Consider the following 14,847-nt stretch of genomic DNA (forward strand, 5'->3'; position numbering starts at 1 on the left):
ATATAAGTATTTAATAAGTTATTTAATAAAAAATCGGAACCTAATAAGATTTATTAAGTTCCGATTTTTTCAATTTATATATTATTAAACATAAATAAAGCTTGTGCTAGATAATTATCATTAGTATCTTCATATACTAAGTATACACTATATATACCCTTATCAAAGTTTGTAGTATTAAAAGATACTATTCCATTTTCATCTAAACACTCATCAACATTCAAGTCAGTTTCCTGTGATGTTTTATTATTTCTTACTATAATTTTTGTTGGTAATAGTTTTTCACCTTTTCTGTTAATAATATCATAATCAATAATAATTTTATTATCTTTTTTATTAAGCATTCCTGCAGATATTATTTGATTATTTGCATTTAAATTAGTTAATTTTTTAAGGTCTTTAAGTGGAGATAAATTTTTTATTTCATTATACTCTATATTTAAAGATTCTAAGTTTTTAGCGTATTGTAATCCATCTAAACTTTCAGCACCTTGAACATCTAATTTAGTAAGCTTTTTCATATCACCAACAGTTATATTATCATTTGATAATTTAAGTTCTGATTTTATACTTGCCTTAAGATATTTATCTTTTATATTAACTATATTATTTAATTCTAAATCTAATTCTAAATTTTCTATAGCTTTATTTAGCTCTTCAAGTATTTGATTTACTTCTAATTGAGAGCTGATTCTATCTTCTAGTATAGCATTTGCTTTATTTAAAACTTCTTCAAGTACTTCAAAAGATTCAAATGTATATAAGTATTTATCATACTCATTAACACTTAAAACTAGTTCTTCTAAGCTTGTATAATCAGCATCTTCATCCTTGATAGTATAAAGCTTAGCATCACCAAATGAAGCATGGTCTGCAGCATTTCCATCTCTACCATCAGTTGCTACTAACTTTAATTCTTTGGCACCGTTTATATCAAGTTCAATATATTTTTGTGCATCTGTTGATTTCATTAAACCACTTTCATATTTAAGCTCTCCATCAACATAAACTTTAAATTCTAGAGAAGCTACTGTTGAGTTATACATTTCTCTATCTACACCTACATAAGATGTAAAGTATGAATAATCTTTATCAGTTAAATCGTAAACAATTGTTGATGTTGAATGAGTTCCTATTCCTTTTTCGTACTCTACCATATTTCCTTCTTCATCTGTAAGTCTTAAAGGATTTTCCTCTATAGACTTATCCTTTTGAATAGTTCTCCATCCATAATTTGCATTCTTCCATTCAATATCTGATAAATAAGTATAGTCTTCCATATTAACTACTGATATAGTTCTAGCTTTTTCAACTGTATTACCATCATTGTCAGTTATAGTATAAGTTACGTTATATCTTCCAGCTTTATTAAAGTTTACATCTCCACTTAATACTACATTAGAGGTTATATCTCCATCTTCTGCATCTATAGCATATACACCTTCTGTTAAGTTAAGTGTTTCACCAACCTTTATTATTTGTGAAGCTGGTATAGTTAATTTTGGTCTTGAGTTTATAGAGTAAACCTTAGTATCTGCCCAAGATGCAAAGTCTCCAAGACCTCCATTACCTGCTTCATCTGATACTAATTTAAGTTCTTTTACTCCAGTTACATCTAAGCTAACAAAATCAGCTTTAGAATCTTTTCTCATTACATCAGAAGTATATACTTCTTCTCCATCTGCAAATATTTTAAACTTTACACTAGTACTGTTATGGTCATAGTTTTTATCTGTTCCTACATATGTAGTAAAGTAAGTATACTCTCCATCTAAGTTATAAACTATTTCTGAATTTTGAGCAGCTCCTAAACCTTTATCAAACTCTTTTATAGTACCGTCTATATTAAGTTTTATTTTACTAGTTGTATTTACTGCACTATCTTTGTTTACAGTTTTCCATCCTGATTCAGCTGACTCCCAATCTAAGTCAGATATATAATCATATTTACTATAAACTATAACTGTTCTTGTTTTTGTTGCAGTATTTCCGTCATTGTCAGTTACACTATAAACTACGTTATATTTACCGCTTTTATTTATAGAGAATCCATCACTTTCTACTTGAACCTTTGAAATTAAGTTTTCATCTTCTATGTCATTTGCAACTACACCATCCATTAAATTAAATTCACTATTTAATTTAACTAAAGTAGTTTCTTCAACACTTAAAGTTGGTTTAGCATTATTAGTTGTTAACTTAGGATTAGCTATAAGACCATGGTCTGCTGTATTTCCATTTCCACCATCATTAACTTCTATTTCTAATGTTTTAACACCTTTAATTGGCACATTTATAGAAACCATATCATCTGCATATTTTATAACATTTGTAGTAGCTAAAGTTTTTCCATCCCCTATTACCTTAAATGTTATACTAGAGTTATTATTTTGCCCTATAGATCCATAGTTAACTCCAACTAAAGCTTCAAAGTTGTCATAATCTTTACCACTTAAATCATAAGTTACCTTTCCATTAGCGTGTATACTGATACCTTTATTAAATGTATTTACCGTTCCATTTACTTTCCCTTGTATATTAGTATTTGTTGATGGAGTTCCCCATTGAGTCTGTACAGATTGCCACTGGCTATCTGATAAATAATCATAATCACTAACAACATTTACAGTTAACATTTCTTTAGTAGTTATACCTTCATCTGTAACAACATACTCTACTTGATAGATACCTTTTTCTGATGAATTAACACCATTGTTTATTATAATTTCAGATGTTATTTCTTCACCATTGTAGTTATATGCTCTCACTAAAGTACTTGGATTAAACTCTTCATTAAGTTTAATATTTATTTCATTTTGTTGTAGTTTTATAGAAGGTGCATATGAATTTGTTTCATAACCCTTGCTTTCATTTAATCTCTTATCAAATGCTACAACCTTATATACAACATTTTCATCAAAATTAGCTTCTGTATCTACAAAACTATTTGTTGATGTAAATCCTATTAATTCATCATTTTTGTATATTTCATATCCCATTAAATCTGATTTTGATTTTTTGTCTATATTAATATTTAATTTTAGATTTTCACCTTCTTTAGAAGTTGTAACCTTTATAGTTGGTTCAGTAGTAAATCCTTCTCCATCATATTCTATATAATCATAGTTTGCGTACCATATTTTCTTATCTGGCTTATTATATCTCTTAGCAAACTCTTTAGTTTCATCAGATACCCAGAATCCATGTCTTTCAAAGTATTCTGTCAAGTCAAGCTCTAAAGCTATACTCGAATAATATGCTAATTTATTTAACTTATCGTTATATTCATTTCCTTCTTCTAAAGTAACATTATTTTCTCTATATAAACTATTTAATTTAGCCCAGTATCCTGGATATATCATTTCTAATTGCCAAAATACAGCTAAGTTTTCAGCAAGTTCACCATCAGCATATTTATTACTATTTGTAGATATTACATTTTTATATACATGACTTTCAAAAGGAATTCTTTTATTTAGTTTATTATAATAATAAGATGATTGTTGAGGTAACATATTATTAGTTACTTCTCCAATTGTTCTTACACCTATATCCATTTTATGTCCAATTTCATGGTCAATTCCCCATCCACCTACATTAGTTAATATACTTGACATAACATCACGTTGTACTCCTATATGTCCGATGGCAGCATACATATAACCATATGGTTGTGCAAGTCTTATGTTCTCTCTAGTATACTTTATATCATTTTTTTCATTTCTTCCATCTATACCTTGATATTCAAATAGCATATTCATATGGTCATTATGCATTTTTAAACTATCTAGAGGTTTAAATCCTTGATTTACATAAGCATCGTATGCACCAGATACAGTACCAGTTATTACTACATTATCTGCTACTAACTCAAATGTATCTATTACTTTTCTATCCATAACATCTGGATTAGCTTCTATATCTTCATCTATTCTTTTTTTGTATTCTTTTAAAAATTTTATAAATTCAACTTCATTAGTATTTTTATCAATTGTAGGGAATTCTTCTACACCTTTAGCAAATCTTATAACAGGAGCTTTACCTTGTTCTTCTGCTGTATAAGGATTTACTATATATACTGGTCCCCCTGGTGTAACACTATGATGATACCAACCATCTTCTTGAGTAACCTTTGGAACTGTTATTACATTCTTTCCTGGATATAATGATACTGTTCTTCCCCAGTTAGCAAAGCTTCCTTCTTGTTGAGAGAACATAAGTTGCGGAAGTGGCTTCCCTTCTTCAACATCAACATATACAGTTATAGTTTCTCCTGGCCTAGCAACTATACCTGTTGGTTGATTGTTATTACCAAATCCGAATTTTAAATTTTTATTATTATGTGCATTTCTATCACCATGTTGTTCTGCAACTACAGTTTTTATATTTTCTATTTTTCCTTGTACTATATTTTTAGCATCTTCTACATCCTCTTTAAATAAATTATATAATGGATGGCCTTTTACTTCTTTTTCTAATTCTTCTAACTTTTTAATATCATTAAACTCTTCACTTACAGTATCCATAACTAAGTTAGAGAATAATCTACTCATTTTTTCAGAAGTTTCATCTTGCTTATATAATCTTAAATCTCCTATTGAAGCCCAATCTTGATTAGCCTTGTCAAATACAAACTTAACCCTCTTTGCTTTTGTTGGATTAAAACTTATTTCTAGCATATCATTTGTACTTGTATAGCTACCTTCGCTTACTTTTTGGAAGTTATTTCCTGAACTAACAGGTGAAATATATATACTAAAGTTATTCGCAAAACCTTTGCATCCATTTCTAGACTTATAAGTTAAACGATTTATAACTTGTGCTTCTTTTAAAGTTAATGTTACCTCATTTTTGAATGTAGAACTATTTGGATTTCCTGTTTCCCAATGAGTATTAACATCTTCATCTATTGCATATTTTAATTGAGAGTTTGGATAGTGGCCACCATTATTTTCGATTTTTTCTATATTACTATTTGGTACTCTAAATCTTTCATCATATGCATCTATATTGTCACTGTAAAATGCATTAAACTTCTTTATATTGGCACTATTAGACTGTATCTTTCCAAATTCTAATAGTTCTTTTGCTATATCTAATTTTTCTTTAAACTCATTTTCTAAAGGATGACCTTTAGTTTCTTCAATTAAATTATCTATAGCTGCTGTTGTAGAAAACTCTGCATTTACCTCAGACATATTTGAATCTATAAATAATCTGTCTATCTTATCTTTTACAGTATCTTCTTTATATAATCCAATTTCATAAGCAACAGCCCAATCTTCATGAGTTTCTTTAAATACAAGTTTAATTCTTCTTAATTCTGTTGGCTTGAACTTTATTTCTAAAGTATCTGTAGTTATACTATGACTTCCTGAACTTATCTTTTCAAATGTTTCTCCAGAAGTTGTTTTTGATGCATAAATATCAAAAGATTTTGCAAAACCTCTAGAAACCTTATCTAAATAAGTTACTCTATCTATCGTTGTAAGTTTATCTAATGTTATAATAACTTCATTAGTAAAACTTGAATTATTCTTATTATTAGAATGCCATTGAGTATTAGGGTCTCCATCTATTGCTCTATCTACTGAGTTAGTAGAATATTGACCACCATTTGTAGTTATACTAGTTATATTTTCTCTTTTAATTTTAAATTCTTCATTATATTGATTTAATACATCATCACTAACTGATATAAACTTTGATACATTAGCATCAACATACTCTAGTTTACTACTTTCTAATAGTATTCTTGCATTTTCTAAATCTTCTTTCATATCATCATAAAGAGGATGAGATTGTGCAGCAACTTCTAAGTCCTCTAAAGCTTGTGATGACATAAATTCTTCACTTAATTTATTTTTCTTATCATTTGTATATAGTCTATTCATTCTTTCTCTTACAGGATCTTCTTTATAAAACATAAATTCTGAAGCACTTGGTAAACCTTTTTCCAATCCATTAGTATTAGTAGACTTAAATACAAACTTTATCCTTTTAAAATCTGTTGGTTTAAATTTAATTTCTACAAATTCTTTTGATAAATCTGAACTTCCTGTTGATACTAATTTAAAATCATTTCCTTCATTAGTTAATGATGTATATATTTCAAATTCCTTTGCAAATCCTAAGCCTTTATGACCATCTTGTCTTGCTCCATAAACTATTCTGTCTAAGTTTGTAACTTCATCTAATTTAAATACTACTTCATTTGTGAAATCATCACTATTGTATGTCCCAGATTCCCAGTGAGTTTTTAAATCTCCATCTGTAGCTTTAGATAATTCATATTGCCAATAGTGTTTACCATTATTTGTAACTTCTATTATTTTAGAATTGTCTAATTTGAAAGACTTGTCGTACTCTTCTAATTTTTTATTATTAAGTAAATCAAACTTTTTTATAGTTGCAATATTTGGTTCCTCAATAACATTTTGTTCTATTGCTGTGCTGTTATTTTTTACTTCATCAGCTAAAACTTCTAGTGTTGTAGCTGAAAAATTAGAAATTATTATTGCCATTGTCATAACTGCAATTTTTTTCTTATGCATATTTCTACCTCCTGATTTATTTTTTATCCCTCAGAAGTACATTAATTTTAGTATTTAATTAATAAATAAAAAAAGCTACTCAAAAAGAGTAGCTTTGTAAGCTTAATAACTAAATATTTACATTAATATAAGTAAATACAATAATAAACTTAAAACAAAAAGTATAATGTACTCTTTGGCAACTGGCTGACATAGTATATACCTTAGTCCCTATAGCTTTGCGTCCCTAAGTTTCCTTAGGTTTGCCTATTAAATTTTACGATTTTAACCTTAACACATTTTACCAAATTTTACAATACTTTTCTATTTTTATGTAATATTTTTATATTCTATTATTATTTTTTGTCAATATTTGATGTAAATAATGAAAGTTATAGCTAATATTTATATGATAAATTCATGGTAAACTATTATTTTAAGTTACTACTTAAATATTTGAATTATTTTTATATAACTAAGTGTTATAATTTGTAATATTTAGTAAACTTGATTTTAAATCACATAAATTTTATGGTACAATTGTCATTATTATATTTATATACAGGAGGTTTATACTTGAATAAAGTTAATTTACTTAAAATAATAAAGTTATCGCTAGGAGCTTCACTTGCTATATTTATTGCCTGGTTATTAAAATTAGAATATTCAATGGTTGCTGGCGTTATTGTGTTACTTACAATAAAAAATACTAAAAAAGAAACTCTTAAAGGTATTATTGGAAAAATTTATGGTTTTATTTTATGTACTATCTTTTCCTACTTATGTTTTAATATTTTAGGTTATCATTTAACTTCTTTTTCAATATTTATATTTGTAATTATATATCTTTGTTTCTTACTAGAAATTCAAGATGTTATTGCTATGTGTGTAGTTATTTCATCTCATTACTTCTTACAAGGAGAAATATCTTTTAAATGGATTTTAAATGAAGCTGGCATATTTACAATAGGAGCTGGAATAGGTGTTATAATAAATATGTATATTCCTACAAACATAAATAAAATCTATGAAGGCCAAAAGAAACTACAAAAAGAGGTAAGCACTGTACTTATAGACATTGCAGATTTTATTGTAAATCCTAATAATAAAGATATGTATAATAAGGACCTTAATACATTAAATGCACTTATTGATAGTAGTATTTCTGAAGCTTATAATAATATTAATAATAACTTATTAAGCGATACTAGATTTTTCTTAGATCATATGGAAATTATAAAACATCAAAGAGATATACTAGAAAATCTATATAGCTATGTGTCACAATTAAGTTCTACTCCACCACAAGCTCATATTATTTCTGCCTTTATACATAAAATAGGTTACTCTGATTTTGATATAGAAACTGGGAATCTACTTCTTGATGAATTAAATAGACTAATGCTAAGTATGAAAAATCAACCTCTTCCTATAGATAGAGTGGAATTTGAAAATAGAGCTATATTATTCTTATGCTTAACTGAACTAAAAAAGTTTTTAGTTAATCGTAAACATGCCCAAATGCTTAGAGATAATAATTTCTATAAGTAACTTTATTAGTTTTTAATAATATTATTCTATAATACTAAGAATTTTATAATAATTTAATTTTATACTATATCTTTAACTCAATTATTCTTTTTGCAATTTTTATTATTTTTATACTATCAAATAAAAAGCTGTTATACTACTTTTTACTAGTATAACAGCTTTTTACTATTATTCAAAAGAATCAGCCTTATCTTGACTAAAGTTTTTCTCTATAATTTTTGCAATTTCCTTTTCTACTTTGGTAAATCCATCATCTCCAAATTTATAATTATTTCCATTTAACATCATAATATATCCAAATTTACGATTCTCATCATAAAACATATTACTTAAAAGGCCATAAGCTTCTCCTGTATGACCTATTAGCCTTGAACCTTCAATTAAATCATCTGTAATATGAAGACCTAATCCTTTGCATTTATATAATCCATTAAGAGCATCTCCATACCAATGAATTTGCTCCATTAACTCAACAGTGTCTTTCTTTAATACTCTAGTGCCATTATATAATCCTTTATTTGATAACATTATCATAAATTTAGCTAATTCATTTGGAGAAGTTCTAAGACCTCCCGTTGGAGAATACTTAAATGCATTACCTAAAGGTATTTTACCATCTTTATCTCTAACAGTAGATGATATAACTATATTATCTTCTATTCTCTTTTTATCATTTAGTCTTTCATAATAGTTTCCATCTTCATCTATACCGTATAATACAGCTATATTATCTACATCCTCAAATTTATTAGGATTAAATGAGGCCTTCATATTTAACGGTTTGAATATATTTTCTTGTACAAAATCTTCAAAATCTTGGTTCGAAATTTGCTCGATTAATGTTGCTAATAAATTATAACCATAATTTGAGTATTCAAATTGATCTCCTGGTTTATAATCTCCAAAATCTTGTATGTCATAAATAGTGCTATATGTATCACCATCTATAATGCTTGAGGTATGTGTAAGTAGCATTCTAAATGTTATTTTCTCATCAGGGAAATTTGGATTTCTAACTTCAAATCCATTTAGGTAATCATTTATATCATCATCTAGTTTAAATTTACCTTCTTCATATAGCTTCATAATTGCTGATGCAGTGATAGATTTTGATATCGATGCTATTCTATATATTGTATTTGTATCTGTTTTTATGTTTTTATCTATATCGGCGTAACCAAATCCTTGTGAATAAGAATTTTTATTATTTTCGATAACAGAAATAGATAGTCCTACTACATTAAGTTTATCTACAGTTTCATGTATTTCTGTTTCTAAATTTTTAAATTCATTTTCTTTTCTCTCTAACTTAGTANGTTACTACTTAAATATTTGAATTATTTTTATATAACTAAGTGTTATAATTTGTAATATTTAGTAAACTTGATTTTAAATCACATAAATTTTATGGTACAATTGTCATTATTATATTTATATACAGGAGGTTTATACTTGAATAAAGTTAATTTACTTAAAATAATAAAGTTATCGCTAGGAGCTTCACTTGCTATATTTATTGCCTGGTTATTAAAATTAGAATATTCAATGGTTGCTGGCGTTATTGTGTTACTTACAATAAAAAATACTAAAAAAGAAACTCTTAAAGGTATTATTGGAAAAATTTATGGTTTTATTTTATGTACTATCTTTTCCTACTTATGTTTTAATATTTTAGGTTATCATTTAACTTCTTTTTCAATATTTATATTTGTAATTATATATCTTTGTTTCTTACTAGAAATTCAAGATGTTATTGCTATGTGTGTAGTTATTTCATCTCATTACTTCTTACAAGGAGAAATATCTTTTAAATGGATTTTAAATGAAGCTGGCATATTTACAATAGGAGCTGGAATAGGTGTTATAATAAATATGTATATTCCTACAAACATAAATAAAATCTATGAAGGCCAAAAGAAACTACAAAAAGAGGTAAGCACTGTACTTATAGACATTGCAGATTTTATTGTAAATCCTAATAATAAAGATATGTATAATAAGGACCTTAATACATTAAATGCACTTATTGATAGTAGTATTTCTGAAGCTTATAATAATATTAATAATAACTTATTAAGCGATACTAGATTTTTCTTAGATCATATGGAAATTATAAAACATCAAAGAGATATACTAGAAAATCTATATAGCTATGTGTCACAATTAAGTTCTACTCCACCACAAGCTCATATTATTTCTGCCTTTATACATAAAATAGGTTACTCTGATTTTGATATAGAAACTGGGAATCTACTTCTTGATGAATTAAATAGACTAATGCTAAGTATGAAAAATCAACCTCTTCCTATAGATAGAGTGGAATTTGAAAATAGAGCTATATTATTCTTATGCTTAACTGAACTAAAAAAGTTTTTAGTTAATCGTAAACATGCCCAAATGCTTAGAGATAATAATTTCTATAAGTAACTTTATTAGTTTTTAATAATATTATTCTATAATACTAAGAATTTTATAATAATTTAATTTTATACTATATCTTTAACTCAATTATTCTTTTTGCAATTTTTATTATTTTTATACTATCAAATAAAAAGCTGTTATACTACTTTTTACTAGTATAACAGCTTTTTACTATTATTCAAAAGAATCAGCCTTATCTTGACTAAAGTTTTTCTCTATAATTTTTGCAATTTCCTTTTCTACTTTGGTAAATCCATCATCTCCAAATTTATAATTATTTCCATTTAACATCATAATATATCCAAATTTACGATTCTCATCATAAAACATATTACTTAAAAGGCCATAAGCTTCTCCTGTATGACCTATTAGCCTTGAACCTTCAATTAAATCATCTGTAATATGAAGACCTAATCCTTTGCATTTATATAATCCATTAAGAGCATCTCCATACCAATGAATTTGCTCCATTAACTCAACAGTGTCTTTCTTTAATACTCTAGTGCCATTATATAATCCTTTATTTGATAACATTATCATAAATTTAGCTAATTCATTTGGAGAAGTTCTAAGACCTCCCGTTGGAGAATACTTAAATGCATTACCTAAAGGTATTTTACCATCTTTATCTCTAACAGTAGATGATATAACTATATTATCTTCTATTCTCTTTTTATCATTTAGTCTTTCATAATAGTTTCCATCTTCATCTATACCGTATAATACAGCTATATTATCTACATCCTCAAATTTATTAGGATTAAATGAGGCCTTCATATTTAACGGTTTGAATATATTTTCTTGTACAAAATCTTCAAAATCTTGGTTCGAAATTTGCTCGATTAATGTTGCTAATAAATTATAACCATAATTTGAGTATTCAAATTGATCTCCTGGTTTATAATCTCCAAAATCTTGTATGTCATAAATAGTGCTATATGTATCACCATCTATAATGCTTGAGGTATGTGTAAGTAGCATTCTAAATGTTATTTTCTCATCAGGGAAATTTGGATTTCTAACTTCAAATCCATTTAGGTAATCATTTATATCATCATCTAGTTTAAATTTACCTTCTTCATATAGCTTCATAATTGCTGATGCAGTGATAGATTTTGATATCGATGCTATTCTATATATTGTATTTGTATCTGTTTTTATGTTTTTATCTATATCGGCGTAACCAAATCCTTGTGAATAAGAATTTTTATTATTTTCGATAACAGAAATAGATAGTCCTACTACATTAAGTTTATCTACAGTTTCATGTATTTCTGTTTCTAAATTTTTAAATTCATTTTCTTTTCTCTCTAACTTAGTAAATATTCCTAAATTCAAAGCAAATACACCTTTTTCTATTATAATATATGATGATATCAAGGATATACTTAGCATAGCTAATATCGTTTTTTTTGTATTTTTATTAATATGATCACCCCCTAAAAATACATACATTTTCATGTACCTATTAATAGTAATGATTATGAAATTTTAAATTTTAAAATGCTTAATTTAAAATATTATTTATATCTATTTTTTATCCATTTCTTTAAATTTTCATTGAATTTTTATAAAAATTTAGTTGATTACTATTCTAAACAAATTTAATACCTTTTATTATATTTTTTATTTTTTAATATATGTGTATCAATTTATACAAAGCTTTAATATATATATCATATCGTATAAAAATTATAAATATTTATTTTATTATTGCCCACAAATACAAACAATGTTATCCTGATTAGATGAATATATTTCAAGAATATAAAAGGAGGTACTTATGACCAAAGATATGACTACAGGAAGTCCGGTAAAATTGATTTTATTTTTCTCTATACCCTTATTAATTGGCAATATTTTTCAACAATTTTATAGTATGGTTGATACTATAATAGTTGGAAGATTTCTTGGAGTAAAAGCTCTTGCAGCGGTTGGCTCAACTGGTTCTATGTCATTTTTAATACTAGGATTTGTTCTTGGACTTTGTTCTGGTTTTTCTGTATTAATTTCTCAGAAATTTGGTGCTAATGATGATGAAGGTTTAAGAGAGGCTGTAGCTAGCTCAATTATTTTATCAGTAATAATGGCTATTATAATTACTATTATAAGTATATTTACAGCAAAGCCTTTGCTTAATTTAATGAATACACCAAATGATATAATAAATGATTCATACTCATATATTGTTGTAATATACGCAGGAACTACTGCAGCATTTTTCTACAATATGGTATCAAGTATATTAAGAGCTCTTGGAGATAGTAAAACACCATTATATTTCTTAATTGTATCATCTATTTTAAATATAATATTAGACTTAGTATTTATCATTAATTTTAAAATGGGAGTTGCTGGTGCAGCTTATGCTACAGTTATCGCTCAAGGAGTTGCTGGTTTGTTATGCTTAATATATACTTCTAAAAAATTTCCAATGCTTAAACTTGAAAAAAAACATTTTATAGCTGGAACTAAACATTTTGTAAACCATTTAAAAATAGGTATACCTATGGCATTACAATTTTCAATAACTGCTCTGGGTGTAATAATACTTCAAGCAGCAATTAACTCTTTCGGTTCTAATGTTGTTGCTGCTCATACAGCTGCCTCTAAGGTTGAACAACTTGTAATGCAACCTAGTATTACATTTGGTGTAACTATGGCAACATATTGTGCTCAAAACCTCGGTGCTGGAAATATTGAACGTATTAAAGAAGGGGTAAAGAAATGCACTATGATAAATATAGCCATAGGTCTTATTTCTGGTTCTATACTTATTTTATTTGGTGAATTCTTTATAAAAATGTTCGTTTCAAATGCTGATAAAAGTGTTATAGACACTGCTAAGTTATATTTAACTACAGTATCAATATTCTTTATACCTCTTAGTTTAATATTTGTTTATCGAAATACACTTCAAGGAATGGGTTATACATTTGTTCCTATGATGGCTGGTGTTTATGAACTTTTAGCTAGAACAGTTGTTGCTTTCACACTACCTGCATTTATAGGATATTTAGGTATATGTATAGCAAGCCCAGTTGCTTGGTTTAGCGCTTCAATTCCATTAGCTTTTGATTATAAACGAAAGATTAATACTTTATTAAACAATAAAGAATTAGTTAAATGCTATTCAATTAATACCTCTGAGTAATAAAAACCTCTAAGAATATAAAATTTATATTCTTAGAGGTTTTTGATAATTATAATAGCTATAATCGTACACAATATTTAATTAACTCGTTGTGCTAGTTAATTTTTTCAATAATAAAACTCCAACAAATATAGCAACCTAAGATTATCAATACTAATTTAAAGGAGGTTTACTATATGATGTTGGAGCTTAATAATTATTATATCCAGGAGTTAGAAAATTTAACAGATTTGTTTACAAATATTTTTGTAATTATAGATGATATATACAATGAAATTATACCTATTGGTATAATGAATAGACGTAATATTAAGGATAGCAAACTTTCAGATAGTGAGATAATTACTATTAGTATAGTTGGAGAACTTTTAACTATTGACTCAGAGAAATCATTTTTTAGTTTATTAAAAAGAGAATATAAAGAACTATTTCCAAGATTAGGAGATAGAACTAGATTTAATAGAACTAAAAGAAATTTACATTTAGTAATATCTAAAATAAGAGGATATATATCTGAATTTATGCAACTTTACTCTAACAATATAAGAGTTATAGATAGTATGCCTATTCCTGTATGTGAGTTTGGAAGAGCTCATTTTAGTAAATGTTTCAAAGGCGAAGCCTCCTATGGAATATGCGCTTCTAAAAAAGAAACTTATTTCGGATTTAAATTTCATGCACTTACTACTGTAGATGGATTTTTAACTGATTATGTTATAACTCCAGCAAACATATATGATAGAAATGTGGTATAGGATTTATGCGATAAATATAGATCTATCTCTATAATCGGAGATAAAGGATATATTAACAAAAGGCTAACGCCTGAATTAAAAAGTGAAAGAGATATAGATTTACTATTCTTAAAAAGGGAAAATAGTAGAGATAACTATCCAAAAGAAGTAAGACAACTATTATTCAAAGTTAGAAGAAGGATAGAAACTAGTTTTTCTCAATTAACAGAGTAATTAAATTTAAATAAGGTTAAAAGTAAATCAATGCTAGGATTTATTACTAGAACCTCAATAAAAGTTTTGGCTCATAATATTTCATTTCTAATAAATAAATTGATGAAAAATGATGATTCTATGGCTAAGATAAAAAGATTAGTATTTGGTTAATATTTACAAATACTAATCTTTATTGGATATTATTTTTTGAAAAAAGCAATTTACTTTATTTGAAAAA

The 14,847-nt window shown here is 26.5% G+C and carries 6 protein-coding genes, 1 pseudogene and 1 riboswitch; of the genes and pseudogenes, 4 read left to right on the forward strand and 3 right to left on the reverse strand.

Annotation, left to right across the window (positions count from 1 at the left end):
- Window positions 1–74: 74 nt before the first annotated feature.
- Window positions 75–6,554 (reverse strand): NPCBM/NEW2 domain-containing protein, encoded by a 6,480-nt coding sequence (locus BN7997_RS10545; RefSeq protein WP_071120744.1) that lies wholly within the window; start codon window positions 6,552–6,554, stop codon window positions 75–77.
- A gap of 174 nt (window positions 6,555–6,728) precedes the next feature.
- Window positions 6,729–6,811: riboswitch (cyclic di-GMP riboswitch) on the reverse strand.
- Window positions 6,812–7,109: 298 nt separating this feature from the next.
- On the opposite strand from BN7997_RS10545, the gene BN7997_RS10550 reads away from it, so the two are divergent.
- Complete coding sequence (locus tag BN7997_RS10550) at window positions 7,110–8,084, forward strand: aromatic acid exporter family protein (protein ID WP_071120745.1); 975 nt, start codon at window positions 7,110–7,112, stop codon at window positions 8,082–8,084.
- Between the two features lie 168 nt (window positions 8,085–8,252).
- Here BN7997_RS10550 and BN7997_RS10555 read toward each other — a convergent pair whose 3' ends face one another.
- Window positions 8,253–9,350: a serine hydrolase domain-containing protein gene (locus tag BN7997_RS10555; protein WP_083335092.1), complete on the reverse strand. Its 1,098-nt coding sequence runs from the start codon at window positions 9,348–9,350 to the stop codon at window positions 8,253–8,255.
- Between the two features lie 186 nt (window positions 9,351–9,536).
- Between BN7997_RS10555 and BN7997_RS10560 the strand changes: the two genes are divergently transcribed.
- On the forward strand, window positions 9,537–10,511 hold the full coding sequence (locus tag BN7997_RS10560) for an aromatic acid exporter family protein (RefSeq protein ID WP_071120745.1): 975 nt from the start codon (window positions 9,537–9,539) through the stop codon (window positions 10,509–10,511).
- A 168-nt stretch (window positions 10,512–10,679) separates the two neighbouring features.
- Here BN7997_RS10560 and BN7997_RS10565 read toward each other — a convergent pair whose 3' ends face one another.
- The gene (locus tag BN7997_RS10565; protein ID WP_195906819.1) at window positions 10,680–11,843 is read right to left on the reverse strand and encodes a serine hydrolase domain-containing protein; all 1,164 of its coding nucleotides are present in this window, start codon (window positions 11,841–11,843) and stop codon (window positions 10,680–10,682) included.
- Window positions 11,844–12,288: 445 nt separating this feature from the next.
- Here BN7997_RS10565 and BN7997_RS10570 point away from each other — a divergent pair, with 445 nt between their 5' ends.
- On the forward strand, window positions 12,289–13,659 hold the full coding sequence (locus tag BN7997_RS10570) for an MATE family efflux transporter (RefSeq protein WP_071120748.1): 1,371 nt from the start codon (window positions 12,289–12,291) through the stop codon (window positions 13,657–13,659).
- Window positions 13,660–13,838: 179 nt separating this feature from the next.
- Window positions 13,839–14,780, forward strand: a pseudogene (locus BN7997_RS10575) (IS982 family transposase).
- Window positions 14,781–14,847: the final 67 nt, after the last annotated feature.

Source organism: Romboutsia timonensis (genome assembly GCF_900106845.1).
GTDB lineage: Bacteria > Bacillota > Clostridia > Peptostreptococcales > Peptostreptococcaceae > Romboutsia > Romboutsia timonensis.